The organism is Pseudomonas sp. Pseusp97 (genome assembly GCF_047304025.1).
Classification (GTDB): Bacteria; Pseudomonadota; Gammaproteobacteria; order Pseudomonadales; family Pseudomonadaceae; genus Pseudomonas.
In genome coordinates, this window is sequence record NZ_JBGLYK010000029.1 from 1 (window position 1) to 24,270 (window position 24,270).

Below are 24,270 nucleotides of genomic sequence, written 5' to 3' on the forward strand. Positions count from 1 at the left end.
GGGCAGTTGCGCGGCGGCCGCTCGCGGTGGTCGCAGTGGTGGCAGCGCAGCTCGCCGCTGCCCTGGTGCACCGTCATCCGCGCGTCGCAGCGCGGGCACTGGCTGATCCAGCCGCAGTCGTGGCACAGCAGGGTCGGGGCGAAGCCGCGGCGGTTCAGGTAGACCAGCACCTGCTGGCCGGCGGCCAGGGTTTCCTTGATCGAACGCTGCAGCGGCATGGAGATGCCCGAATCCAGCGGCAGGCTCTTCACGTCCAGCCGGTGGAACTTCGGCTGGTGCGCGCCGCCGGCGCGCTGGGTCAGACGCAGCAGGCCGTAGCGGCCGCTCTGGGCGTTGTGCAGGCTTTCCAGCGCGGGGGTGGCCGAGCCCAGCAGGATCGGCACGCTCTCCAGCCGCGCGCGCACCATGGCCAGGTCACGGGCGTGGTAGCGCAGGCCTTCCTGCTGTTTATAGGAAGCGTCGTGTTCCTCGTCGATGATGATCAGCCCCGGATTCTTCATGGGGGTGAACAGCGCCGAGCGGGTGCCGATGATGATGTCCGCCTCGCCATCGCGGGCGGCCAGCCAGGCGTCGAGACGCTCGCGGTCGGTCAGCGCCGAGTGCAGCAGGGCGATGCGCGCGTTGAAGCGGCGCTCGAAGCGCGAGAGGGTCTGCGGGCCGAGGTTGATCTCGGGGATCAGCACCAGCGCCTGCTTGCCGGCTTCGAGGGTCTCGCGAATCAGCTGCAGGTAGACCTCGGTCTTGCCGCTGCCGGTGACGCCCGCCAGGAGGAAGCTGTGGAAGTTGCCAAAACCGGCGCGCACCGCCTCGAAGGCGGCGCGTTGCTCGGCGTTCAGCGGCAGTTCCGCCTGCGCCAGCCACGGGCCATGGTGCGGCGCCACGCTGTGGACGCGCACCTCCAGCGTGACCAGTCCCTTCTCCTGCAGCAGGTCGAGGCTGTCCTTGTTGATCTGCAGTTGGCTGAGCAGGTCGTGGGCGACGCCGTGCGGGTGCTGCTTGAGGATCTTCAGCGTCTCGCGCTGGCGCGGCGCACGGGCCAGGCGCGGGTCTTCCTCGCGGGCGCCGGATTCGGCATGCCAGAAGCGCTGCTGGCGCGCCTCGGCCGGGTCGCCCTGGCGCAGCAGGTTGGGCAGCGCCCAGGAAAAGGTGTCGCCCAGGCTGTGCTGGTAGTACTGCGCCGTCCAGCGGCACAGCTCCAGCAGGTGCGCCGGCATCGGCGGCTCGCGGTCGAGCACGGCCAGCGCCGGGCGCAGCTTGTCCGCCGGCACGTCGGAGGTTTCCACCTTGTCCACCAGCACGCCGACCATCTCGCGGCGGCCGAACGGCACGCGCAGGCGTACGCCCGGCTGCAGGCGTGCTGCGTCGACCCCGCGCGGCGGCAGGTAATCGAACAGGCGGCGCAGCGGCGAGGGCAGGGCGAGACGCAGGAGGATGGGTGCGGGCACGCGACGGATTCCGGGGCGGCGAGGAGCGTCGGATGGTAGCATGGGCGATGCGACGGTCGGTCATGCCTGATCTTGCGTTGAAAGCGATCTCTGGTATGATCCACGCCCTTAATTTGCGTGCGGTGCCCGGTAAAAGATCCCGCCCGCGGTCCTTGATGGCCGTGGCTCGGCTTCTGCCAGAGACTGGGTGGCGGCACACCACCGAGAGGAAGAGACCATGAAACCGGAAATCCATCCCGCGTACGAAGAAATCGAAGCCACCTGCAGCTGCGGCAACGTGATCAAAACCCGTTCGACCCTGTGCAAGGCTATCCACCTGGACGTCTGCTCCGAATGCCACCCGTTCTACACCGGCAAGCAGAAAGTCCTGGATACCGGCGGCCGTATCGATCGCTTCAACCAGCGCTTCGCCATGTTCGGCGGCAAGAAGTAAGATCGATTTCCGGGAAAGGCCTACGATGGTTTTTCACGGCAATTCGAAAAAGGCGTCCCTCGTGGGCGCCTTTTTTATGGCCGTCCTTTTTTCCCTGGACGCCAGCGCCGCTGCCTGCCCGAAACCTTCGTCGGCGCAAACGGTGCGCGTGGCGCGGGTGGTGGACGGCGACACGCTCAAGCTCGCCGACGGCCGCAGCGTCCGCCTGATCGGCGTGAACGCCCCGGAACTGGCCCATCACGGCCGCTCCGAGGAGCCTTTTGCCGTCGCCGCCCAGCGCCGTCTGCAGGAACTGGTGGCGGCCAATGACGGCGAGGTTGGCCTGGTTGCCGGCCAGCAGGGCAAGGACAAGTACGGCCGCACCCTGGCCCACGCCTATGACGCCCACGGCAACAACCTCGAATCGCGCCTGCTCGCCGAAGGCCTGGGCTACCTTGTAGCTATCGCCCCCAACACCGACCTCACCGCCTGCCAGCAGGCCGCCGAGCGGCAAGCGCGCAACGCCGGGCTCGGTTTGTGGAAGCGCTCGCCGGTACAGACGGCAGAACAGCTTCACGAAAGCGGATTCGCGGTGGTTCGCGGACGGGTCGAGCAGGTACAACGCAATCGCGGCGGCCTGTGGATCGATCTCGACGGCCCGCTGGTGCTGCGGATCGAGGCGAAGCTCGTGAAGCGCTTCGACGATGCAACCCTGCGCGATCTCAAGGGTCGACAGGTGGAGGCGCGCGGCTGGGTCATCGACCGCGCCGAGCGTGGTGGCGTGAAACCCGGACAGGCGCGCTGGATGCTGCCTGTGACCGACCCGGCGATGATGGAGGTATTGCCATGAGCTTGCGCTCGTTCGGAATCCTGGCCCTGCTGGCGCTGCTGAGCGTCCTCGGCGGCTGCGCCACCAACCCGGCCACCGGCAAGTCCGACTTCGTGATGATGAGCGAGCAGAGCGAGCTGGAAATGGGGCAGAAGTACAGCCAGCAGATCGCCCAGCAGTATCCGCGCTACGAAGACGGCAAGCTGCAGGCCTATGTGCAGCAGGTCGGCGAGCGCGTCGCCCGCGCCAGCGACCGGCCCAACCTGCAGTATCACTTCACGGTCATCGACACTCCGGACATCAACGCCTTCGCCTTGCCTGGCGGCTACATCTATATCCACCGCGGGCTGATGGCCTACCTGGGCTCCGAAGCGGAGCTCGCCGCGGTGCTCGGCCACGAAGTCGGCCACGTCACCGCGCGCCACAGCGTGCGCCAGCAGAGCCAGTCCAGCGCCTGGAACATCCTCGGCCAGGCCGTGGCCATCGGCACCGGAGTCAACGCCGCCGCCGATCTCACCAACGTGCTCGGCACCGCATTCGTGCGCGGCTACGGCCGCGACATGGAACTGGAGGCCGACGGCCTCGGCGCCAAGTACCTGGCCCGCGCCGGCTACGACCCGACCGCCATGATCCAGGTGGTGCGGGTGCTGAAGAACCAAGAAGACTTCGCCCGCGACGAGGCCGCGCGCAAGGGCCAGGCCGCCCAGCCGGTCGGCTACCACGGCCTGTTCGATACCCACCCGGACAACGACCAGCGTCTCAAGCAGGTCATCGGCCCCGCGCAGACCCTGGCCGCCAACAGCCAGCACGAGGTCGGCGCCGAGCGCTACCTCAAGGCCATCGACGGCATGCCCTTCGGCGACTCCGCTTCCAGCGGCGTGCGCCGTGGGCAGAGCTTCTACCACTCGGAACTGGACTTCACCCTGACCTACCCGGCGGGCTGGGGCATCCTCAACCAGCCGACCGCGCTGGTGGGCTATACCGCCGACCAGCAGGCCTACATCGGCATGAAGCTGGTGCAGCGCGAAGGCCAGCTGACCCCCTCGGAATACCTGCGCAAGGGCACCGGTGGGCGGCTATCGAACGAAGAAAGCTTCCAGCAGGCCGGCCTGCAGGTCGCCACCGGCGTGGTGCCGGGGTCACCGGCGCGGCGTGTCGCGGTGGTCTACCAGAAGGACCGCGCCTACCTCTTCGTGGGTGCGGTCAAAGGCCGCGCCTCCCTGGAGAGCGTGGACGACGAGTTCATGCAGGTCATTCGCAGCTTCCGTCCGATGCGCGCAGACGAACAGAAATACGCGCAACCGCGCCGGATCGCCGTCGTTCAGGTCAAATCCGGGCAGTCTGTCGAGCAGTTCGCGAAGGCTGAATCCGGTCCGGAATCTGACTCGATAAATCGTATACGTTTATTGAATGACTTGTATCCAACTGGTCAGCCAAAACCTGGCGACTGGCTGAAAGTCGTACGCTAGAGGTCTTGACAGCAGGGGCTTGGGCTACCTTGGCAGGTGCGGGGTTTGTGCGTATGCTCGGACCCCCGTCTGTCCAACAAGCAACAAAAGCGGAAGTGCCCAAATGTCTGATCTCAAGACCGCTGCCCTCGAATATCACGCCCAACCCCGCCCCGGAAAACTGAGCGTCGAGCTGACCAAGCCGACCGTCACCGCCCGCGACCTGTCGCTGGCGTACAGCCCGGGCGTCGCCGAGCCGGTGCGCGAAATCGCGCGTGATCCGGAACTGGCCTTCAAGTACACCGGCAAGGGCAACCTGGTCGCGGTCATTTCCGACGGCACCGCCATCCTCGGCCTGGGCAACCTCGGCCCGCTGGCCTCCAAGCCGGTCATGGAAGGCAAGGGCGTACTGTTCAAGCGCTTCGCCGGTGTCGACGTATTCGACATCGAAGTCGATGCCGAGAGCCCGCAGGCCTTCATCGATACCGTCAAGCGCATCTCCATCACCTTCGGCGGCATCAACCTGGAAGACATCAAGGCACCCGAGTGCTTCGAGATCGAGCGCGCGCTGATCGAGCAGTGCGACATCCCGGTGTTCCACGATGACCAGCACGGCACCGCCATCGTGACCGCCGCCGGCATGCTCAACGCCCTGGAAATCGCCGGCAAGAAGCTGGAAAGCGCGAAGATCGTCTGCCTGGGCGCCGGCGCCGCCGCCATCTCCTGCATGAAGCTGCTGGTGAGCATGGGCGCCAAGGTCGAGAACATCTACATGATCGACCGCCAGGGCGTCATCCACGCCGGCCGCAACGACCTGAACCAGTACAAGGCGGTGTTCGCCACCGAGACCGACAAGCGCACCCTGGCTGACGCCCTGGAAGGCGCCGACGTGTTCGTCGGCCTGTCCGGCGCCAACCTGCTGAGCGCCGAAGACCTCAAGCGCATGGCGCCGAACCCGATCGTCTTCGCCTGCTCCAACCCGGACCCGGAAATCAAGCCGGAACTGGCCCACGCCACCCGCGACGACGTGATCATGGCCACCGGCCGTTCGGACTACCCGAACCAGGTCAACAACGTGCTGGGCTTCCCCTTCATCTTCCGCGGTGCCCTGGACGTACGCGCCACCCGCATCAACGAAGAGATGAAGATCGCCGCCGCCCTCGCCCTGCGTGACCTGGCCAAGCTGCCGGTACCCAAGGACGTGTGCGACGCCTACGGCGTGAGCGCCATCGAGTTCGGTCGCGAGTACATCATTCCGAAGCCGATGGACAAGCGCCTGATCACCGTCGTTTCCGACGCCGTGGCCAAGGCTGCCATCGAGACCGGCGTGGCGACCCTGCCGTATCCGAAGCACTATCCGCTGCAGTCGGTGGAAGACGTCTTCAAAGGCTGATCCCGTCTGATTTGAAGAACCCCGCCTCGGCGGGGTTTTTCTTTTTCTGCTGAAGGAAACCTGGAGTTACTGATTAATGACTGAAGGCAGGGGCCGTCAGAATCGTCCCGACTATCCTTCCTCCCTCATGCATTGACGCGTCCGCTGCCCTGGAGCGGGCCGGGCGCATGGGGGAACATCATGATTCGGACTTTGCTGGCAGTCGCCACCCTGGCGGCCAGCGCGGGGCTCGTCGGTTGCGCCGGGGCGCCGCAGATGAGCTGGGAGCGCGTGGGGGATTCGGCTCAGCGCGCTGTCACCAGCGCCGACGTCTGGGGCCCGGTGGCTGGTGCGGCGGTGATCGCCGCGGGCAACTGGGACCACAAGTGGCAGAGGTCGGCGAGCAACCACGACTGGTTCTTCGGCGGCGACGCCAACCAGGCCGCAGACCGCATGCTCAATCTGGCCACTGGCCTGAGCGTCGTCACGGCCCTGGTGGCCTCGCCCCAGGATGTGAGCAACGAGGAGAAGTGGAGTTGGCGCGGGCGCAACCTGACGCTGCTGGCGGCGGACCGCTACGCGGTGACCGGCTTCGTCGAGGAGGCCAAGGAGTGGTCCGGGCGCGAGCGGCCGGACGGGATTCCCGACGACTCCTTCCCTTCCAAGCACACCGCGGTGACCGCCGTGCACAACAGCTTCACCCGCCGCAACCTGGACTACATCGACATGGACCCGACCTGGCGCTACACCGCCAAGGCCGGGCTCTACACCCTCGACGGGCTGACCGCGCTGTCGCGCGTGGAAGGGGACAAGCACTACCCCACCGACGTGCTGGTGGGGATGGCTGTGGGCAACTTCTTCGCCAACTTCACCTACAACCTGTTCCTCCAAGGACCGGAGAGCGAGCGCTACAACGTGACCGTGGTGCCGGAGACCGGCGGCGGCATGAGCCTGCGCGCGGCGATGCTGTTCTGAGTTGGCGTGGCGCCGGGGGCAGCGTCTAGTCTTGAAAGCTTCTCCCTGGACGACACTCCCGATGCTGCTGCGCCTGTTATTGATCCTGTTGTTCCTGTGCGTCTCCAGCGCGGCGCGGGCCGGGGAAGTGCTGCGCGTCGCCGCGGACCGCTGGCCGCCTTACGCGGACCGCCAGTTGCCCGGCAACGGCGTCGCCGTGCATCTGGTGCAGGCAGCGCTCAAGCGCGCCGGTTATGCCAGCGAGTACATCGAAGTGCCCTGGCCACGCGTGCTGCACGGGGTGGCGAACGGCGAGTACGACGTGGTGGCGGACGCCTGGTACTCGGCGGAGCGGGAATCCTTCGGTATTTATTCCGAGCCCTACCTGGTCAACCGTATACGCCTGATCAAGCGCCAGGGCTCGCCCATCACCTTCGCCAGGCTGGCCGATCTCTACCCGTACCGCATCGCCATGGTGCGCGGCTACGCCTATTCCGAGGCGTTCAACAACGATCCGAAACTGCAGCGGGTGCCGGTGTTCAGCTTCGTCAACGCGGCGCTCATGCTGCAGGCCGGCCGCGTCGACCTGACGCTGGAAGACGAAATCACCGCCCGCGTGCACTTCAATGGCGACCTTGCCGAGCTCAAGGGGCAGCTGGAATTCCTCCCGCTGCCGCTCACGGAGAATGGCCTGCACATCCTGGTCGGCCGGCATGTGCCCCGGCACGCGGAGATAGTCGCGGCGTTCAACCAGGCGATCCGCGAGATGCGCGCGGATGGCAGCTACGACGAGCTGATGCGCGAGCATGGGTTGTAGCGGGCTGTGTGGGGATTGCCGGGATGGCTTTTCGTAGGAGCGAGCTTGCTCGCGAATGGAGTCTCCCGGCGACAGCGGTGCCGTGCGGTTCGCGAGCAAGCTCGCTCCTACAAGGGCGTCAGGCGGCGTCGGCCTGCTCCGCGCCGATGTCCTTCTTCAGCAGGTGCGCCGCCAGGGTGCGCAGCGGCGCGAGCTGTCGGCAAATGAGTGCCAGCTGGGTCTGCACCAGGCGGTGGGCGTCGTCCTGTTCCTCGGGCAGCTCTTCCAGGCGCTTGGCCAATGCGTCCTCCTCGTCGCTGTAGATGGCCACCGGGCGTCGCTCGTTGAGGCGCGCGGCAATGTCGTCGAGGCTGGCGGTCAGACGTTCGGCGGCTTCGGCGATGAGGTCGTCGTTCACATCCGGCGGCAGCTGGTTGCGGTGCGCGCCGAGGGCGGAAAGGTAGCTGAGCAGCGTGTGGGACAGCACCAGGAAGCGGAAGCCGATCTCGGCGTCCTTCCGGAAGTGGCCGGGCTCCAGCAGCATGTTCGACAGCGTGGTGGAGAGCGTCGCGTCGGCGTTGTGCGCGTTGCGCCGGGCGGTGCGGTAAACGAGGTCGTCGCGCTTGCCGTTGGCGTACTGCTGCATGATTTCCCGCAGGTAGCGGCTGTTGCAGGCCAGGGTGCCGCCGACCAGGCGGTGCAGGCTGCGCCCGTGCCAGTCGGGCAGCACCAGGAACACCGCGATGCCGGCGATCAGGGCGCCGAGCAGGGTGTCGAACAGGCGCGGCAGGATCAGCCCGTAGCCGTCGCCCACCTGGTTGAAGCAGAACAGCACCAGCAAGGTGATCGCCGCCGTCGCCAGGGTGTAGCGCGTACTCCGCGTGGCGAAGAAGGCGACCCCGGCGACCACCGCCAGCAGCGACTGGATCAGCGGGTTGGGGAACAGGTCGATCAGCGCCCAGCCAGCCACCAGGCCGACCAGCGTGCCGAGGATCCGCTGCACCATGCGGATGCGCGTGGCGCCGTAGTTCGGCTGGCAGACGAACACCGTGGTGAGCATGATCCAGTAGCCCTGGGTCGGGTGGATCAGGTGCAGCATGCCGTAGCCGGCGGCCAGCGCCAGCGACAGGCGCAGGGCGTGGCGGAACAGCAGCGAGGTCGGCGAAACCTGCAGGCGGATGCGCTCCAGGGCGTCCTTCAGCGAGCGCGGCGAGCGGTCCAGCAGGGTGCTGTCCTGCTCGTCGTCCAGTGCGTCCGGGTTGCTCGCGCCGCTGAGCTTGCGGTCCAGGGTGGTGAGGTTGGCCGCCAGCGCGCCGAGGGAGCGCAGCAGCCCGCGCCAGGCCGGGTTGCCCTGCTGGCGCAGGTACTCCAGTGAGGCGTTGAGGTCGGCCAGGGCGAGTTCGCTGTCGTTGTAGTCGAACGGGTGGCGTAGCTGGATGGCCTTCGCCAGTGCCTTGCACGCCTTGCCCTGCTGGTTGAGCAGGCGCTGGCAACGGAACAGCACGTCGCTGTGGAAGAAGGCTTCGGCCAGCTGGTTGTACGGATAGTGCGAGGAGCTGGCGCGCTCGTGGACGTCCTGCGCGATGAAGTAGAGCTTCAGGTAGCGGCTGATCTTCGGGCTCGGGCGTCCGTGGGACAGGCGCGCGAGGATGGTTTCCTTGGCCTGGTTGAGCGCCACCACGACCCGCCCGTTCTGCCGCGCCAGCGCCAGGCGCTGGGCCTCGACGTCGAGCTGGCGCAGCGGCTCCAGCAGGGTCGACTTGATCTTCAGGTACTCGCCCAGTTCGAGGAACAGTTTCGCCAGGCTCTGCTGCACCGGCTGGTTGGCGAACAGCGCGTTCCACAGCACCGAAAGCAGTCCGTACCAGAGCGCGCCGGCCACCAGCAGCAGCGGTTCGCGCCAGAAGTCGCTGGGCGTGCCGCCGCGCTGGTCGACGCCGATCATGGTGTAGATCGACAGGATCAGGGTCGCCGAGGCGATGGCTGCGTAGCGCTCGCCGAGCGCGCCGAGCAGGGTCATGGCGAAGGTCGAGAGCGCCAGCCCGGCGACGAACAGGAGCGGGTAGGGGAACAGCAGCTCCACCGCCAGCGAGGCGACGGTGAAGCAGGCCAGGGTTACCAGCAGCGCCTGCAGGCGGCCGAGCCAGTGGTCGTCGGTTTCCGCCAGGGCGCTGGCGATGACGCCGAGGAACAGCGGGATCACCAGCGCCGGCTGACCCTGCAGCCAGCAGGCGAGCATGACCCCGCTGAGGGCGACGAACACCCGCAGGCTGTAGGCGAACTTGTCCAGCGCCCAGAGGCGCCGCAGAGACTGGAGCAGTGGGGAGGAAAACATGCGCGTGCGGGACTTCCGGATGTCTGCCGCTCAGACTAGCGGAACGCCTGCCGCGCTGCTATCGCGAGCGCGACAAGGTGCAGCATGGATGCTCTTCGTAGGAGCGAGCTTGCTCGCGAACCGCATGCCACCGATAAGTCCGACGAGCTGCGTTCGCGAGCAATAACGATGGCGTCCCCCTCGCTCCTACAGGGAGTTCCCGGTCAGAGGATGCGCGCCTTGAACGAGCGGCCCTTGATCCTGCCTTCGTTGAAGTGCTTCAGCGCCTGCCTGGCCACATCGCGCTCGACCGCGACGAAGGCCTGGAAGTCGAAGATGGCGATCTTGCCGACCTGGGTGCCCTTGAGGCCGGCGTCGCCGGTCAGCGCGCCGAGGATGTCGCCGGGGCGCAGCTTGTCCTTGCGCCCGCCGGCAATCGCCAGGGTGGTCATCGGCGGCAGCAGCGGGGCGTCGTTGGCCTTGAGGAAGTCGATGCGCTCCCAGTTCAGCGGCGCGCCCTGCAGGTCTTCGATGGCCTGGGCGCGGCTGGCCTCGGCGGGAGTCACCAGCGACAGCGCCAGGCCCTTCTCGCCGGCGCGGCCGCTGCGGCCGATGCGGTGCACGTGGACCTGCGCGTCGCGCGACAGCTCGACGTTGATCACCGCTTCCAGCGCGGCGATATCCAGCCCGCGCGCGGCCACGTCGGTGGCCACCAGCACGCTGCAGCTGCGGTTGGCGAACATGGTCAGCACCTGGTCGCGCTCGCGCTGTTCCAGGTCTCCGTGCAGCGCCAGGGCGGAAATCTTGCGGGCGTTGAGTTGCTCGACCACTTCCATGCACTGCTGGCGGGTATGACAGAAAGCGACGCAGGATTGCGGGCGAAAATGCTGAAGTAGGCGTACGACGGCATCCAGACGCTGCTTCGCATCGATCTCGTAGAAGTGCTGCTCGATCTGACTGTCGTCGTGCAGCGCTTCCACTTCGACGCGCTCGGGGTTCTTCAGGAACTTCGCCGCGAGCTGGCCGATGCCATCGGGATAGGTAGCGGAGAAGAGCAGGGTCTGCCGGCGCGCCGGTGCCTGGCCGATGATGTCGGCGATGCTGTCGTGGAAGCCCATGTCGAGCATGCGGTCGGCTTCGTCGAGTACCAGGGTGTTCAGGCCATCGAGCTTCAGGGTGCCGCGGCGCAGGTGCTCCTGGATGCGTCCCGGCGTGCCGACCACCACGTGGGCGCCGTGCTCCAGCGAGCCGATCTGCGGGCCGAAGGGCGTGCCGCCGCAGAGGGTCAGCACCTTGATGTTGTCGGCGGCGCGGGCCAGGCGGCGGATCTCCTTGGCCACCTGGTCGGCCAGCTCGCGGGTCGGGCACAGCACCAGCGCCTGGCAACCGAAGTAGCGCGGATTCAGCGGGCTGAGCAGGCCGATGCCGAAGGCGGCGGTCTTGCCGCTGCCGGTCTTGGCCTGGGCGATCAGATCGCGGCCCTTGAGGATCGCCGGCAGGGCGGCGGCCTGGATCGGCGTCATCTCGCGGTAGCCGAGAGAGTCGAGGTTGGCCAGCAGGTCGGCCGACAGCGCGAGGCTGGAAAATGCGGAGGTGGTCACGAAGCAAACCCGGGTGAATCCATATGGCCGCGCAGTGTAGCAGGAGAGCACCCTCAGCAGGGCTGAGAAGCTGGTATGGCAAGGGTTTGAGCCCGCTCGTCCGAATTTGCCGAAGCGGCGATAAACGGTTTTTCCAAGAGATTCGCTTTCCGCAGATTTTTGTCGTAGAGTTTCCGGACTGTGTTTGCATGGGTCGCCGTCGATCGTGACCTGATGCGGTCGGTTATTCCACCCCGTCCTGCTCGACTCCTTGTAACTCCTTGCAACTCAGTTCCTGGCCATTCGTGGCTATTTTCAAAAAGTACGTTCCAAGGAGAACACCATGTCGAATCGTCAGAACGGCACCGTCAAGTGGTTCAACGAGACCAAAGGCTACGGCTTCATTACCCCGGAAAGCGGCCCGGACGTGTTCGTACACTTCCGCGCTATCGAAGGTAATGGCTTCAAGACCCTGGCCGAAGGCCAGAAGGTCAGCTTCGAAGTCGTGCAGGGCCAGAAAGGCATGCAGGCCGAGCGCGTACAGGTGATCTAAGATCCCCTGGCGTCAGCCAAAAGAGCCCCGGGTGGAAACATCCGGGGTTTTTTATTGCCTACAGTGCCGCCATTGATTACCGGAGCCGCCATCCATGCCATCGCCCGCCTTCCGCCTGCTGATCGCCGGCCTGCTCGTCTCGGGCAGCGCCCTCGCCGCCGACGCGCCCGCGCAGCCCACCACCTGGGGCTGGGTGGAAACGCTCACGCTGATGCCCGAGCAGGCGCCGCTCAAGGCCAAGCTGGATACCGGTGCGCAGACCTCGGTGATGGACGCGCGCAACGTCGTCCGGATCAAGAAGAACGGCGAGCGCTGGGTGCAGTACGACGTGATGCTCACCGACCCTGCCACCGGCAAGGAAGAGCGCCTGCCCTTCGAGCGGCGCGTCGAGCGCGTGCTCAAGTTCAAGACCGAGGGCGGCGTCGAGCGCAGCCCGGTGGTGCTGATGGACGTGTGCCTGGGCGGCAAGGTGTACCGCGAGCAATTCACCCTGCGTGACCGCCAGACCCTCGATTACCCGGTACTGCTCGGTCGCCGCACCCTGGAGCACCTGGGCGCGGTGGACGCGTCGAAGACCCAGACCGTCGCGCCCACCTGCAAGCCCTGATCAGTGCTCGTCCACGCCATGTTCCGGATCGACCCGGCGTGGCGTGGTGCGGCCGTCGTCCGAGTTGAGCTGGAAGAAGATCGCCGCCGCCAGCATCGAGAGGATGCCGACGCTGAAGTAGGTGGCGTGGAAGGCCGACAGCACGTCGCCCTGGGCACTTTCCTGATCGCCATTGAAGCCGCCCAGCAGCGCCGCCGCGCAAGCGATGCCCATGCCGATGGACAATTGCATGACCACCGAGAGCAGGCTGTTGCCGGCGCTGGCGTTGTCGTCGCGCAGGTCGATGAGGGAAAGGGTATTCATCGCGGTGAACTGCAGCGAGTTGATGCCGCCCAGTATCGCCAGTTGCACCAGCAGCAGCGCGTAAGGCGTGTCCTGGTCCACCAGGCCGAGGCTGGCAATCATCGCGCCCAGCAACAGCGTGTTGCCGACCAGCAGCCTGCGGTACCCGAACAGGTCCAGCAGCGGGCGCGCCAGTGACTTGATCAGCATGGCCGCCAGCGCCATCGGGATCATGGTCATGCCCGCCCGCGACGGCGAGAAGCCCAGGCCGACCTGCAGCAGCAGCGGCGTGAGGAAGGGCAGGGAACCGCTGCCCAGGCGGGCGAATAGGTTGCCCAATACGCCGACGGCGAAGGTGCGAGTGGCGAACAGCGACGGCGGGAACAACGGCGACTCGATGCGCAGCGCGCGCAGCCAGTAGGCCGCCAGCAGCACCAACCCGCCCACCAGCAGCAGGACCACGCGCACGTGGGGCATGTGCAGCTCGCCCAGGCCTTCCAGGGCGATGGTGATCAGCACCATGGCGGCGCCGAACAGCAGGAAGCCGATCGAATCGAAGCGCGTCGCGCGCACCCCGCGCAGGTCCGGCATCAGCCGCAGGGCGACGATGAAGCCGACCAACCCCACCGGCAGGTTGATCAGGAAGATCCAGTGCCAGCTGGCGTATTCCACCAGCCAGCCGCCCAGGGTCGGCCCGGCCAGCGGGCCGAGCAGGCCGGGGATGGTGACGAAGCTGAGGATGCGCACCAGCTCCGTGCGCGGGTAAACACGCAGGATCACCAGCCGCCCCACCGGCATCATCAGCGCGCCGCCTATGCCCTGCACCACGCGTGCGCCGACCAGGGTGCCGAGACTCGGCGAGAGCGCGCAGAGCAGCGAGCCGAAGCTGAACAGGAAGATCGCGAAGAGGAACACCCGGCGCGTGCCGAAGCGGTCGGAAATCCAGCCGGAAGAGGGGATCAGCAGCGCCACGGTGAGCAGGTAGGCGATCACCACGCCCTGCATGCGCAGCGGATCTTCTGCCAGCGAGCGGGCCATGCTCGGCAGCGCGGTGTTGAGGATGGTGCCGTCCAGGGCCTGCATGAAGAAGGCGATGGCCACCAGCCAGGGCAGCAGGCGGGCCACGCGGGGTGTGAGGATGAAGGGTTCGCTCATGATCGGTCCGTTGGGCGTGGATGCGTCTAGCTTAGGGAATCTTTGCCGATCGCGGGAGAAAACGCGGCGAAGGCGGGCGCCATTCTTGCCTGCAGTAGACGCCGATGATTGTACGAATGACCCGTGGGGAGGCGGTTGGCCGAGCGTAAGGTTCCCCGGCGTACCGCGCCGGTTTGCGCTGTGGCTGGCCGCGTGATCGGCCCGTGCCTTGCGATTGCGTCGGCCGCGGTGGCGGAACGATGACCGTCGCGCTGGGTCGATATGGCGTTTGCAACTGCCTGGAGCCAGCGATGTCCGTCAAACCCCGCGTCACCCTCGCACTCGCCGCCCTGCTGGCGGCATCCTCCGCCTTTGCCTTCAACCTCGGCGATGCCGCCAAGGCGGTCTCCGGCGCGACCGGCGCCGATCCCTCGCGCGTTGCCTCCACCCCGCAGACCAGTGGCCTGCTCGATGCCCTCACCGGCCAGCTCGGCGTCAGTGACGAGCAGGCGCTTGGCGGCACCGGCGCGCTGCTGGGCCTGGCAAAGAACAAGCTCAGCACCGCGGATTATTCGCAACTGGCCAAGACCGTCCCCGGCCTCGACAAGCTCACCGGCAGCAATGCCCTGGGCGGCCTCGGCGGCCAGCTCGGCAACCTCGGCGGCGGCGCGTCCAGCGGCCTGCTCGGCAACGTCAGCAGCATGGGCGACGTGAGCAAGGCATTCGGCGCACTGGGCATGGACCAGGAGATGACCGGCAAATTCTCCAGCGTGCTGCTGGATTACCTCGGCAAGCAGGGCCTGAACAGCAACCTGCTCGGTACCCTGGGCAGCCTCTGGGGCACCGGCGCCTGATATCCGCCGGCCGGCGCGGAACCGCCGTCCACCGCCTGGGTCCTATCGACGATCCGGCCCCGCTCTGGGGCCGGGCATCCGTTTTCCGGAGCCGTCGATGCCCACCCGTTCCGTCGTCTTCCTGGCTGCCGCCTGGCTGGCCGCTTCCCCCGTGTTCGCCGCTACCTTCACCGACACCAGCGAGCCGGTCACGCAGACGCAGAGCGTGCCGCCGGCGGCCGACGCGCTGCTGGGCAACCTCACCAGACAATTGGGCGTCAGTGAACAGCAGGCCATCGGCGGCACCGGCGCCCTGCTGGCGATGGCGATGAACAGCCTCAAGGACACCGACACGGCGCAATTGCAGAAGACCCTGCCCAACCTCGACCAGCTTGCCGGCAACAGCTCGCTGGGCGATCTGGGCGGCGCGCTGGGTGGTTTCGGCGGACTGGGCAACGCCGCGGCGCTGCTGGGCGGGATCAACAACCTGCAGGACGTCGACCAGATCTTCGGCGTGCTGGGCATGGACCAGTCGATGATCGGCCGCTTCGCCGGAGTGATCCTCGACTACTTCACCGAGCAGGGCCTGAGTAACCAGTTGCTGGGTACGCTCGGCGGGCTCTGGGGCACGCCGACTGCCCCGCTGGCGCCGGCTGCGCCGGTGGCCGGGCGGGGGGCGTAACGAGCGTCAGAACTCCTGGCGCAGTTGCTCGATGCGCGCGTCCTTCTGCTCCCACAACTGCGATACCCAGTTCTGCACGTACTGGCGAAACTCCGCATCGTTCTCGTAATCGCCCTGCCACAGCGCGGGGTCGATCTCGCGCGCCTGGATGTCGACGATTACGCGCGGAACGCGTCCGCACAGCAGGTCCCAGAAGCCCGGCCGCGGGCCCTTCGGGTAGACCAGGGTGACATCCAGCAGGGTATCGAGCTGCTCGCCCAGTGCCGCCAGCACGAAGGCCACGCCGCCCGCCTTGGGCCGCAACAGGTTCTGGTAGGGCGACTGCTGCTGGGCCTGCTTGGCCGGGGTGAAGCGCGTGCCTTCCAGGTAGTTCACCACGGTGACCGGCATGCGCTTGAATTTCTCGCAGGCGGCCTTGGTGATTTCCAGGTCCTTGCCCTTGAGCTCCGGGTGCTTCTCCAGGAAGGCCTTGCTGTAGCGCTTCATGAAGGGGTAGTCGAGCGCCCAGAAGGCCAGGCCGAGGAAGGGCACCCAGATCAGCTCCTTCTTCAGGAAGAACTTGAAGTAGGGCGTCTTGCGGTTGAAAGCCTGCACCAGGGCGGGAATGTCGACCCAGGACTGGTGGTTGCTGATCACCAGATACGAGGTATCGCCGCGCAACTGGGCAGCGCCGCGGATGTCCCAGACGGTCGGGGTCATCAGCGCGAAGATGGCCTTGTCGATCTCCGCCCAGGTCTCGGCGATCCACATCACCCCGCGGGAGCAGGCATCCTTCGCGCCCTGGCCGGGGACGACCAGCTTGAGCAGGGCGATCAGCATCATCGGCCCGATCAGGACCAGGGTGTTGAGCAGCAACAGGAGGCCGGCGATCACGCCGGCCAGCGTTTGCAGAGGACGTGCCCGCATGGGTTTTCCTTTCCTTGTGCGACGGTGGCGCGGGCCATGATACGCAGACAATTGTTCCGGCCCAAGCGGCGCAGGTATGGCGAACCAATGGCCGCCGTGCTAGTCCTATGCGACGTATTCCACCCCCGGAGATTCCGCGTGAAACGCGCCCTCGCCCTGCTTTCCCTGATTGCACTTCCCGGCCTGGCACTGGCCGCCGACGCCAAGCTGTACGGCCGCTACGAATGGGTCAGCCTGCCCGAACTGAACCAGACCCTGCAGGCCAAGATGGACACCGGCGCCTACACCTCTTCGCTGTCGGCCAAGGACATCCAGATCTTCCAGCGCGACGGCGAGGACTGGGTACGCTTCAAGCTGGCCACCAAGGACGGCGGCGACTCGGTGTACGAGCACAAGCTGGCGCGCATCTCGAAGATCAAGAATCGCTCCGACGGTGGCGGCGACGAGGACGAGGAAGCTTCCACTCCCGGCCTCAGCCAGCGTCCGGTGATCGAGCTGCCGGTGTGCCTGGGCGGCGACCAGCGCACCATCGAGGTCAACCTCACCGACCGCAGCCACTTCAACTACCCGTTCCTGATGGGCGCCAAGGGCCTGCGCAAGTTCCACGTCGCCGTCGACTCGGGCGGGCGCTTCGTCGCTGGCAAGCCGGACTGCTCCTGATCCCCGATTGACGCGGCGCGGGGCATGATGGACCCTTCTGCGGACCTTCCCGGGAAGCGGAATCCCATGCCCCACATCCTCATCGTCGAAGATGAAGCCGCCATCGCCGATACGCTGCTCTATGCCCTGCAGGCGGAGGGGTTCGAGACCACCTGGCTGAGCCTCGCCGGACCCGCCCTCGAGCGCCTGCAGCGCGATGCGTTCGACCTGGTCATCCTCGACGTCGGCCTGCCCGACATCAGCGGCTTCGAAGCCTGCAAACAGCTGCGACGCTTTTCCGAAGTACCGGTGATCTTCCTCACCGCGCGCAACGCCGAGATCGACCGCGTGGTGGGGCTGGAGATCGGCGCCGACGACTACGTGGTCAAGCCCTTCAGCCCGCGCGAAGTTGCCGCCCGGGTGAAAGCCATCCTCAAGCGCACCGCGCCGCGCGAAACGCCGGCCACTGCACCCGCTAGCAACGGCCCGTTCGAGGTGGACGAGGAACGCTTCCAGATCCGCTACCGCAGCCACCCGCTGGCCCTGACCCGTCACGAATTCCGCCTGCTGCAGACGCTGCTGGCGCGCCCTGAGCGCGTCTTCAGCCGCGAGCAATTGCTCGATGCCCTGGGCGTCGCCGCCGACGCCGGCTACGAGCGCAACGTCGACAGTCACATCAAGAGCCTGCGCGCCAAGCTGCGCCAGGTCGCGCCCGCCGCCGAGCCGATCCAGACCCATCGCGGCCTGGGCTACAGCTACGCGCCGGACAAGAGCTGATGCGTCTTTCGCTGCGGATCTTCCTGGTCTACTTCTTCTTCGTCGGACTGACCGGCTGGTTCGTCCTGCGCACGGTGATGGACGAAATACGCCCCGGCGTGCGGCAGTCCAGCGAGGAAACCCTGGTGGACACAGCCAACCTGCTGGCCGAGGTGCTGCAGGCCGACGTGAAGAACGGCACCCTCGACCAGAGCCGGCTGCCGGAGATGCTCCGCGCCTATGGCGCGCGCAGCCCGCAGGCGGACATCTGGGGCGTGAACAAGACGGCGGTGAACCACCGCATCTACGTCACCGACGCCCACGGCATCGTCCTGCTGGACTCCCTCGGCCAGGCCGTGGGCCAGGACTATTCGCGCTGGAATGATGTCTTCCTGACCCTGCGCGGCCAGTACGGCGCACGCTCCAGCCGCGAGTCGGCGGACGATCCGGAATCCTCGGTGATGTATGTCGCCGCGCCGATCCGTGATGGCGAGAAGATCATTGGCGTGGTCTCCGTTTCCAAGCCCAACCGCACGCTGCAGCCCTACATCGATCGTTCGCAGCGCCGCCTGGCCTGGCTCGGCGCTGGCCTGATCGCGCTCGGGCTGCTGGTCGGTGCGGGGCTGTCCTGGTGGCTGAGCCGCTCGCTGGATCGCCTGACCCGCTACGCCCAGGCGGTCAGCGAAGGCCGGCGCGCGGAACTGCCGCGTTATCGAGGCGGCGAGATGGCGCAACTGGCCGACGCGGTGGAGCGCATGCGCGTGCAGCTGGAGGGCAAGGACTACGTCGAGCGTTACGTGCACACGCTGACCCACGAACTGAAGAGCCCGTTGGCGGCCATCCGTGGCGCCGCTGAGCTGCTCGAAGGCGAGATGCCCGCCGAGCAGCGCGCGCGCTTCGTTGGCAACATCGCCGGGGAAGGCGAGCGCCTGCAACAACTGATCGAGCGTCTGCTGAACCTGGCCCAGGTGGAGCAGCGCCAGGGGCTGGAGGAGCGTGTGCCGGTGGCGTTGCAGGAGCTGGCGGATGAGCTGATCGACGAGCGCCTGGCACGCGTCCAGGGCGTGCAGCTGGAGAATGGCATTGCGCCGCAGGCGATGGTGCACGGCGAGCGCTTCCTGCTGCGCCAGGCGCTGGGCAACCTGCTGGACAACGCGCTGGATTTCACCCCGGCCGGCGGCGTGATCCGTTTCGCTGCGCAGCCGGAAGGCGAGGGCTGGCGCGTGGAGCTGTTCAACCAGGGCGAGGCCATTCCGGATTTCGCCCTGCCGCGCCTGACCGAGCGCTTCTACTCCCTGCCGCGGCCGGCAAGCGGGCGCAAGAGCACCGGCCTCGGCCTCAATTTCGTGGCCGAGGTGGCGGCGCTGCATGGCGGCGAGCTGAGCGTCGAGAACGTTCAGGGCGGCGTGCGCGCGAGTCTGCTTCTGCCCTTGTAGGAGCGAGCTTGCTCGCGAATCAGCCCCGCTGCGAGGCTCAGGTTCGCGAGCAAGCTCGCTCCTACAGGCAAGATGAAACACCGAGCGGGCTTTCGTAGGAGCCGCTGTCTTCTTCTGAAAGCCCTTGCTTGGGGCTCCCTCTCCCCCAGCCCTGGCTGCGTGCCCCGCTCCGAAGGGAGAGGGAGCCACTTGTGCCGGCTGACGCTATGGTTTCATCCTGCTCCGCACCAGTCCCCTCTCCCTTCAGGGAGAGGGCAAACCATCACGCAGGAGATGATGTAGGAGCGGATTAATCCGCGATAGGTTTGCCTCGCGCCGGGCAGCATCGCGGATGAATCCGCTCCCACGAAAAGCTAGCGCCACACAAAACCCACACAGTCTCCACATTCCGTCCCGAACGCTCCCACGCGCGGGCCCCAGGCTTGCTCCGTCGTCCACCTACGGAGAAGCCCTCGATGAACCGCCATCTCGGCATCAAGCTCGGCGCCATCGCGCTGTTGATCGTCCTCTTGCTCATACCCCTGCTGATGATCGACGGCCTCGTCGACGAGCGTCAGAACTACCGCGACGAAGTCCTCCAGGACATCGCCCGCAGCGCCAGCTACAGCCAGCAGCTCACCGGCCCGCTGGTGGTCGTGCCCTACACCCGCACCGTCCGTTCCTGGCGCCTGGACAAGGCGAGCCAGCAGCGCGTGCTGCAGGAGCGCGAGGTGCGCGGGCGGCTGTATTTCCTGCCGGAGGTGTTCAGCCTCGACGGGCAGATGCGCACCGAGCTGCGTCACCGCGGCATCTACGAAGCGCGCCTGTACCATGCCGACAGCCAGGTCAGCGGCAGCTTCGCCATCCCGGCCAACTACGGCATCACCAGCGATCTGGACAGCTACCGCTTCGACGACCCGCTGCTGGCGGTGGGCATCAGCGATGTGCGCGGCATCGAGAACGCGCCGAAGCTGAAGGTCGGCGACGAGCTGCGAGACTTCCAGCCGGGCACCCGGAGCCAGTTCCTCGGCAACGGCGTGCACGCGGTGCTGCCGCTCAAGACCAGCGACCGCGAGCAACGTTTCGACTATGCGTTCGAGCTGTCATTGCTGGGCAGCAGCCGACTGGACATCACCCCGGTCGGCCGCGACAGCCAGGTCAACCTGGTCTCGGACTGGCCGCACCCCAGCTTCGGTGGCGAGTTCCTGCCCACCGAACGCAGCGTCAGCGACCAGGGCTTCAGCGCGCGCTGGCGCACCAGCTTCTTCGCCACCAACCTGGAGGACCAGCTGCGTGCCTGCGCCGCACCGGTCCAGGCCGATGTCGCCCGTGCAGTCGAAGCGGTCGATCCGGATACCGCCCGCGCCAGCTCCGCCGAGTGCAGCGAGTTCGGCCAGCACCGCTTCGGCGTGGCGCTGGTGGACCCGGTGGACCAGTACCTGAAGACCGACCGCGCGGTGAAATACGCGCTGCTGTTCCTGGTCCTCACCTTCGCCGGCTTCTTCCTCTTCGAAGTGCTCAAGCGCCTGTCGGTGCATCCCATCCAGTACGCGCTGGTGGGCATGGCGCTGGCGCTGTTCTACCTGCTGCTGTTGTCGCTCTCCGAGCACATCGGTTTCGAACTCGCCTACCTGCTGTCCGCTGGCGCCTGCGTCGCTCTGATCGGCTTCTACCTCTGCCACGTGCTGCACAGCCTGGGGCGTGGCGCCGGTTTCAGCGCAGGGTTGGCCGGGCTCTACGGGATGCTCTACGCGCTGCTCAGCGCCGAGGACTACGCCTTGCTGATGGGTTCGCTGCTGTTGTTCGGCGTGCTCGGCGGCGTGATGGTGCTGACCCGCCGGCTGGACTGGTACGGCCTCGGCAAGCCGCGTGGCGATGACCTGGAGTTTTCCCTGGAAGACGTGCGCGTGCAGCGCTGAGGAGACTGGAAATGCCCAACCTGATGCGTTTTTCCCTGTGCCTGTTCGCCGGCCTTCTGGTCAGTGGCCTGTGCCTGCCCGTGCTGATGCTGCTGGGCCGCTTCGACTGGATCGCCCTGCTGGTGGCTACCGGCAAGCCGCTGGCGCACCTGGCGCTGTTGCTGCCGGGCGAGCTGTGGACGCAGCTCACCGGCGTCGAGGACGCGGCGAACAATCCTCATGTGCGCTCGTTCCTGGAAATGTGCATGGGCGTCGCGCAGCTCGGCCTGCTGCTGGCGCTGCCGCTCTACCGGCTGGGGAGGCAATCATGAGTGCGTGGAACGGACTGCGCGAAGAGCGCGAGATGGGCCGGCGGCTGGCGCGGCGGATCGCCGGGTTGTTCGAACCGGGACCGCAGCGGCGCGCGGTGCGTGATGAGCGGTTTCAGCGTCGGGTGATGCGGCACGTTCGCTGCGAGGTGAAATTCTGGCGCGCGGGCTATGCCCTCACCCCAACCCTCTCCCAAAGGGAGAGGGGTCTGGGCGGTGCCGGCTGGCGGGTATGGCTTACAGCGGATCGATCCCTGAGCTGCGCCCCATAGGATGGGGGGGAGCGCAGCGATACCCATCGATGAGTCAGGCAGGGGCCGTAGCCTGCATCGACGGCCGCTGGCTGATGTCGGCGAACCAGCGGGCCAGTTGCGGGTAGTCGGCGCGCCAGTCCCAGTGCGGCTGGCGGAAGTCCAGGTAGCCCAGGGCGCAGGCTACGCCGATGGCGGCGATGTCGAAGTTCGCGGCCAGTTCGGCATGGGCCTCGCCGTCGAAGTAGGCGAGGGTGCGGGTGATCTTCAGCTGCTGGTTGTCCAGCCATTTGTCCCAGTGTTTCTCCTGCGGGCGCATGGCGGTTTCGTAGCGGATCAGCACGGCCGCATCGAGCACGGCGTCGGCCAGGGACGCTAGGGTGAGACGGCGCCAGCGCGCGGCGCCTTCGCGGGGAATCAGCGGCTCGCCGGCGTGCTGCTGGTCGAGGTACTCGAGGATCACCCGGCTATCGTGCAGGGTCTGCCCGTCGACCAGGCGCAGGGCGGGAATCTTGCCGGCGGGGTTGTCGTGCAGCACGCCGGCATCCGGCGCGATGGGCGTATGGACGGCGGCGTACAGTTCCACGGCATCGGCCTGGCCGGTCTCGTGCAGTAGCACCATGACCTTGCGCACGAAGGGCGAGGCAGGGGCGTGGAACAGGACGGGGCGGGTACTCATCGACAGCAACTCCTGGGTTTGGTCGTGGCATCAGTTCTGGATCAGCACCAGGCGATCGGTGCCGGATTCGGCGCCCCACACCTCGCCGGGCCGGCCAAGCAGCTGGCGGACGTTGGCGTGTTGCTGGTCGCTGGGGTAGGCGGTGAATGTCTCGCTCTGCGGGTCGAAGCGCAGCAGCGCATTGGCGGAAAAGTCGCTCAGCCATACCTGGTCCATGGCATCGACGTAAACCGCATAAGGCTGCGGATGATCGCCCGGCAGCTTCCAGGTTTTCCACTGGTTGTCGCTGGGGTCGAAGCGCGCGAGGCTCCCGGCGTTCCACTGGCTGACCCAGAGCCGCCCCACGGAGTCGGCCCAGAGGCGGCGCGGGCCGCCTTGCGGGCTTGGCGCATCGAATGGGGTGACGCGATTGGCGAGGCCGTCGATCTGGCCGAGGTAGTTGCCCGCCAGCGAGGCGTACCAGAGGCCGCCGTCCGGCGCCACGGCGATGCCGTACGGACCCTTGCCGCGCGGCGCCGGCCAGACCTTGAGGTCGCGGCTGCTCGGGTCGAGGCGGCCGTAGAATCCGTTCTGCCCGGTGAACCACAGCACGCCGTCGTCATCGAATACCGCAGTGTTGAGGTTGGCGTTGGCCGCTTCCTTGGGCAACGGGATGACTTCCACGCCCAGGCGCTGGGCATCCACATGGACGATGGCGTTCTGGCCACTGTCGGTGATCCAGGCGTCGCCGTTGCCATCGGCGATCACGCCATGAGGGCTGGAGCCCTTGCCCAGGCTGACCTGTTCGGTCTGCCCGGTCTGCGGATCGAGGCGGCCGAGCGCACCGAGCTTCTGCGCGGTGTACCAGACCTTGCCGTCTTCGGTGGGGGCCACATCGTGCGGGCCGGAGCCCTTGGGCAGGTCGAAGTATTTCACCTGGGTGGCGTGGGCGCCGGTGGCCAGCAACAGGCCGGCGAGCAGCAGCGACAGAACGCGAGGCATGGGGCGCTCCTTGGCAGGGTTCGAATCAGGTGAGACTGTACGCCGGTCAGTGTGGCCGACGAAATGAAGGAGAACGGCTTGTGACGACGATTTCCGTACGCGGGGCGGCCTGCCGCCAGGGTTCGCCGGTGAACGACGATGCCATCGGCTACACCGCGCAGGCGGCCTGGGTGCTGGATGGCGCGACCAGCCTCGGGCAGGGGCTGGTGGGTGGCGAGAGCGACGCGCGCTGGCTGGCGCAGAGCGCCAATGCGCACCTGCAGCGCCTGCTGGAAGAGCAGCCGTATCGACCGACCGAGGATTTGCTGGCGCAACTGCAGGCGGGCATCGCCGCCGATTTCCAGCGCGATTCCGGCGTGGCCGTGAGCCTGGACCTTAGCCTGCCGACCGCCTGCCTGAGCCTGGTGCGGGTGCTGGGCGACGGCTCGCTGGAGCTGCTCAACCTCTGCGATACCTGCATCCACCTGGCCTGGGCGGATGGCCGCGTCGAGAGCTTCGGCGATACGCCGCTGGAAGAGATCGATCGCCAGTCGGTGCAGCGGCTACTGGCGCTGCGCGAGGCGAATCCGGACTGGAGCCACGCGCAACTCTGGCAGGCCAGTCGCGAATGGGTGCGGCGCAACCGCGCTCTGGCCAACACACCGCAAGGCTACTGGTGCCTGGACCCGAGCGAGCGCTGGATTCCCCACGTGCAGCGCCGGGTGCTCGATCCGGCGGGGCTGAAGGCGTTCATGCTGGTGACCGATGGCTTCGACCGTTTGCTGGATTTCCGCCAGTACGATCTCGATGCGCTGTTCGCGGCGCTGCCCGAGCGGGGCGTGGAGGCCCTGATCGACGAATTGCGCGCGGTCGAAAGCGCCGATGGCCAGGCATTGGAATACCCGCGCCTGAAGATCCACGACGATGCGAGCGTGGTGTGGGGAGAAGTGATGGTGGGCATGGCGTAGGAGCGGCGATGACATCCGGCGCGATGCAGACCTATCGCGGACGGAGTCCGCTCCTACGTGGCCTGAAACAACGGAGCGGGCCTCCACTGAAGGGCGCATAACCTGGGACAGGTTATCCGCCGAGGGGGCGGATAACGCTGGCGCGTTATGCGCCCTGCGATCGTTTTTCTTCTGACGGTTCGTGCTTGGGATTTTCCCTCTCCCTAACCCTCTCCCTGAAGGGAGAGG

23 protein-coding genes are annotated in these 24,270 nt (G+C 67.0%); 16 read left to right on the top strand and 7 right to left on the bottom strand.

Going from position 1 to position 24,270, the window contains the following annotated elements; all coding sequences use genetic code 11:
• Positions 1-1,487 (bottom strand): primosomal protein N' (gene priA, locus ACCC94_RS08250; RefSeq protein WP_413348823.1); only part of this gene is annotated, 1,487 nt, incomplete at its 3' end.
• A gap of 175 nt (positions 1,488-1,662) precedes the next feature.
• Here priA and rpmE point away from each other — a divergent pair.
• The 6 genes from rpmE (at position 1,663) to ACCC94_RS08280 (ending at position 7,277) form a co-directional block, all read left to right on the top strand.
• Positions 1,663-1,878, top strand: a complete 216-nt coding sequence (rpmE, locus tag ACCC94_RS08255; protein WP_017520174.1) for a 50S ribosomal protein L31 — start codon at positions 1,663-1,665, stop codon at positions 1,876-1,878.
• 25 nt (positions 1,879-1,903) lie between these two features.
• Positions 1,904-2,707, top strand: coding sequence for a thermonuclease family protein (locus tag ACCC94_RS08260; RefSeq protein WP_413348824.1), 804 nt, complete (start codon positions 1,904-1,906; stop codon positions 2,705-2,707).
• Complete coding sequence (locus tag ACCC94_RS08265) at positions 2,704-4,155, top strand: M48 family metalloprotease (protein WP_413348825.1); 1,452 nt, start codon at positions 2,704-2,706, stop codon at positions 4,153-4,155. Before ACCC94_RS08260 ends, ACCC94_RS08265 begins: the two co-directional genes overlap by 4 nt.
• A gap of 103 nt (positions 4,156-4,258) precedes the next feature.
• A complete protein-coding gene (locus tag ACCC94_RS08270; RefSeq protein ID WP_413348826.1) occupies positions 4,259-5,527 on the top strand; it encodes a malic enzyme-like NAD(P)-binding protein in 1,269 nt (422 codons plus the stop codon).
• 180 nt (positions 5,528-5,707) lie between these two features.
• Positions 5,708-6,481: a phosphatase PAP2 family protein gene (locus ACCC94_RS08275; RefSeq protein WP_413348827.1), complete on the top strand. Its 774-nt coding sequence runs from the start codon at positions 5,708-5,710 to the stop codon at positions 6,479-6,481.
• A 61-nt stretch (positions 6,482-6,542) separates the two neighbouring features.
• Positions 6,543-7,277, top strand: a complete 735-nt coding sequence (locus ACCC94_RS08280) for a substrate-binding periplasmic protein (protein ID WP_413348828.1) — start codon at positions 6,543-6,545, stop codon at positions 7,275-7,277.
• A 118-nt stretch (positions 7,278-7,395) separates the two neighbouring features.
• On the opposite strand, the gene yccS is transcribed toward ACCC94_RS08280, so the two are convergent.
• Both yccS and dbpA read right to left on the bottom strand, forming a co-directional pair.
• Positions 7,396-9,591: a YccS family putative transporter gene (yccS, locus tag ACCC94_RS08285; RefSeq protein WP_413348830.1), complete on the bottom strand. Its 2,196-nt coding sequence runs from the start codon at positions 9,589-9,591 to the stop codon at positions 7,396-7,398.
• Positions 9,592-9,794: 203 nt separating this feature from the next.
• Positions 9,795-11,171, bottom strand: coding sequence for an ATP-dependent RNA helicase DbpA (dbpA, locus tag ACCC94_RS08290; RefSeq protein ID WP_413348832.1), 1,377 nt, complete (start codon positions 11,169-11,171; stop codon positions 9,795-9,797).
• Positions 11,172-11,493: 322 nt separating this feature from the next.
• Between dbpA and ACCC94_RS08295 the strand changes: the two genes are divergently transcribed.
• Together ACCC94_RS08295 and ACCC94_RS08300 are read left to right on the top strand one after the other, a co-directional pair.
• Complete coding sequence (locus tag ACCC94_RS08295) at positions 11,494-11,703, top strand: cold-shock protein (protein ID WP_017520182.1); 210 nt, start codon at positions 11,494-11,496, stop codon at positions 11,701-11,703.
• A 94-nt stretch (positions 11,704-11,797) separates the two neighbouring features.
• On the top strand, positions 11,798-12,310 hold the full coding sequence (locus ACCC94_RS08300) for an ATP-dependent zinc protease (protein WP_413348833.1): 513 nt from the start codon (positions 11,798-11,800) through the stop codon (positions 12,308-12,310).
• On the opposite strand, the gene mdtD is transcribed toward ACCC94_RS08300, so the two are convergent.
• Positions 12,311-13,747: a multidrug transporter subunit MdtD gene (mdtD, locus tag ACCC94_RS08305; protein WP_413348834.1), complete on the bottom strand. Its 1,437-nt coding sequence runs from the start codon at positions 13,745-13,747 to the stop codon at positions 12,311-12,313. It abuts the gene before it with no gap.
• A 290-nt stretch (positions 13,748-14,037) separates the two neighbouring features.
• On the opposite strand from mdtD, the gene ACCC94_RS08310 reads away from it, so the two are divergent.
• Positions 14,038-14,580, top strand: coding sequence for a DUF2780 domain-containing protein (locus ACCC94_RS08310; RefSeq protein WP_413348835.1), 543 nt, complete (start codon positions 14,038-14,040; stop codon positions 14,578-14,580).
• Positions 14,581-14,677: 97 nt separating this feature from the next.
• On the top strand, positions 14,678-15,241 hold the full coding sequence (locus tag ACCC94_RS08315) for a DUF2780 domain-containing protein (protein WP_413348836.1): 564 nt from the start codon (positions 14,678-14,680) through the stop codon (positions 15,239-15,241).
• Between the two features lie 6 nt (positions 15,242-15,247).
• On the opposite strand, the gene ACCC94_RS08320 is transcribed toward ACCC94_RS08315, so the two are convergent.
• Positions 15,248-16,147 carry an acyltransferase gene (locus ACCC94_RS08320; protein WP_413348837.1) on the bottom strand — a complete coding sequence of 300 codons (900 nt, stop codon included), beginning with the start codon at positions 16,145-16,147 and terminating at the stop codon, positions 15,248-15,250.
• A 138-nt stretch (positions 16,148-16,285) separates the two neighbouring features.
• Here ACCC94_RS08320 and ACCC94_RS08325 point away from each other — a divergent pair, with 138 nt between their 5' ends.
• The 5 genes from ACCC94_RS08325 (at position 16,286) to ACCC94_RS08345 (ending at position 21,187) form a co-directional block, all read left to right on the top strand.
• A complete protein-coding gene (locus ACCC94_RS08325) occupies positions 16,286-16,807 on the top strand; it encodes an ATP-dependent zinc protease (protein WP_413348838.1) in 522 nt (173 codons plus the stop codon).
• A 66-nt stretch (positions 16,808-16,873) separates the two neighbouring features.
• A complete protein-coding gene (creB, locus tag ACCC94_RS08330; protein ID WP_413348839.1) occupies positions 16,874-17,563 on the top strand; it encodes a two-component system response regulator CreB in 690 nt (229 codons plus the stop codon).
• A complete protein-coding gene (gene creC / locus ACCC94_RS08335; protein ID WP_413348840.1) occupies positions 17,563-18,978 on the top strand; it encodes a two-component system sensor histidine kinase CreC in 1,416 nt (471 codons plus the stop codon). Before creB ends, creC begins: the two co-directional genes overlap by 1 nt.
• Positions 18,979-19,433: 455 nt before the next feature.
• Entirely contained in the window at positions 19,434-20,876 is a 1,443-nt protein-coding gene (creD, locus tag ACCC94_RS08340) for a cell envelope integrity protein CreD (protein WP_413348841.1), read from the top strand.
• Positions 20,877-20,887: 11 nt separating this feature from the next.
• Positions 20,888-21,187: a hypothetical protein gene (locus tag ACCC94_RS08345; RefSeq protein ID WP_413348842.1), complete on the top strand. Its 300-nt coding sequence runs from the start codon at positions 20,888-20,890 to the stop codon at positions 21,185-21,187.
• A 303-nt stretch (positions 21,188-21,490) separates the two neighbouring features.
• On the opposite strand, the gene ACCC94_RS08350 is transcribed toward ACCC94_RS08345, so the two are convergent.
• Both ACCC94_RS08350 and ACCC94_RS08355 read right to left on the bottom strand, forming a co-directional pair.
• On the bottom strand, positions 21,491-22,114 hold the full coding sequence (locus ACCC94_RS08350; RefSeq protein ID WP_413348843.1) for a glutathione S-transferase: 624 nt from the start codon (positions 22,112-22,114) through the stop codon (positions 21,491-21,493).
• Between the two features lie 30 nt (positions 22,115-22,144).
• Entirely contained in the window at positions 22,145-23,095 is a 951-nt protein-coding gene (locus ACCC94_RS08355) for an SMP-30/gluconolactonase/LRE family protein (protein WP_413348844.1), read from the bottom strand.
• Between the two features lie 80 nt (positions 23,096-23,175).
• Here ACCC94_RS08355 and ACCC94_RS08360 point away from each other — a divergent pair, with 80 nt between their 5' ends.
• On the top strand, positions 23,176-24,042 hold the full coding sequence (locus ACCC94_RS08360) for a protein phosphatase 2C domain-containing protein (protein ID WP_413348845.1): 867 nt from the start codon (positions 23,176-23,178) through the stop codon (positions 24,040-24,042).
• Positions 24,043-24,270 lie beyond the last annotated feature (228 nt).

Bases quoted from the DNA above. Each gene is read 5' to 3' on its own strand.
- creB (WP_413348839.1), top strand. From the start codon at position 16,874: ATGCCCCACATCCTCATCGTCGAAGATGAAGCCGCCATCGCCGATACG.
- ACCC94_RS08295 (WP_017520182.1), top strand. From the start codon at position 11,494: ATGTCGAATCGTCAGAACGGCACCGTCAAGTGGTTCAACGAGACCAAA.
- rpmE (WP_017520174.1), top strand. From the start codon at position 1,663: ATGAAACCGGAAATCCATCCCGCGTACGAAGAAATCGAAGCCACCTGC.
- ACCC94_RS08265 (WP_413348825.1), top strand. From the start codon at position 2,704: ATGAGCTTGCGCTCGTTCGGAATCCTGGCCCTGCTGGCGCTGCTGAGC.
- ACCC94_RS08350 (WP_413348843.1), bottom strand. From the start codon at position 22,114: ATGAGTACCCGCCCCGTCCTGTTCCACGCCCCTGCCTCGCCCTTCGTG.
- ACCC94_RS08270 (WP_413348826.1), top strand. From the start codon at position 4,259: ATGTCTGATCTCAAGACCGCTGCCCTCGAATATCACGCCCAACCCCGC.
- ACCC94_RS08315 (WP_413348836.1), top strand. From the start codon at position 14,678: ATGCCCACCCGTTCCGTCGTCTTCCTGGCTGCCGCCTGGCTGGCCGCT.
- ACCC94_RS08320 (WP_413348837.1), bottom strand. From the start codon at position 16,147: ATGCGGGCACGTCCTCTGCAAACGCTGGCCGGCGTGATCGCCGGCCTC.
- ACCC94_RS08355 (WP_413348844.1), bottom strand. From the start codon at position 23,095: ATGCCTCGCGTTCTGTCGCTGCTGCTCGCCGGCCTGTTGCTGGCCACC.
- ACCC94_RS08280 (WP_413348828.1), top strand. From the start codon at position 6,543: ATGCTGCTGCGCCTGTTATTGATCCTGTTGTTCCTGTGCGTCTCCAGC.
- ACCC94_RS08275 (WP_413348827.1), top strand. From the start codon at position 5,708: ATGATTCGGACTTTGCTGGCAGTCGCCACCCTGGCGGCCAGCGCGGGG.
- mdtD (WP_413348834.1), bottom strand. From the start codon at position 13,747: ATGAGCGAACCCTTCATCCTCACACCCCGCGTGGCCCGCCTGCTGCCC.
- ACCC94_RS08310 (WP_413348835.1), top strand. From the start codon at position 14,038: ATGTCCGTCAAACCCCGCGTCACCCTCGCACTCGCCGCCCTGCTGGCG.
- ACCC94_RS08300 (WP_413348833.1), top strand. From the start codon at position 11,798: ATGCCATCGCCCGCCTTCCGCCTGCTGATCGCCGGCCTGCTCGTCTCG.
- ACCC94_RS08345 (WP_413348842.1), top strand. From the start codon at position 20,888: ATGCCCAACCTGATGCGTTTTTCCCTGTGCCTGTTCGCCGGCCTTCTG.
- creD (WP_413348841.1), top strand. From the start codon at position 19,434: ATGAACCGCCATCTCGGCATCAAGCTCGGCGCCATCGCGCTGTTGATC.
- creC (WP_413348840.1), top strand. From the start codon at position 17,563: ATGCGTCTTTCGCTGCGGATCTTCCTGGTCTACTTCTTCTTCGTCGGA.
- ACCC94_RS08260 (WP_413348824.1), top strand. From the start codon at position 1,904: ATGGTTTTTCACGGCAATTCGAAAAAGGCGTCCCTCGTGGGCGCCTTT.
- yccS (WP_413348830.1), bottom strand. From the start codon at position 9,591: ATGTTTTCCTCCCCACTGCTCCAGTCTCTGCGGCGCCTCTGGGCGCTG.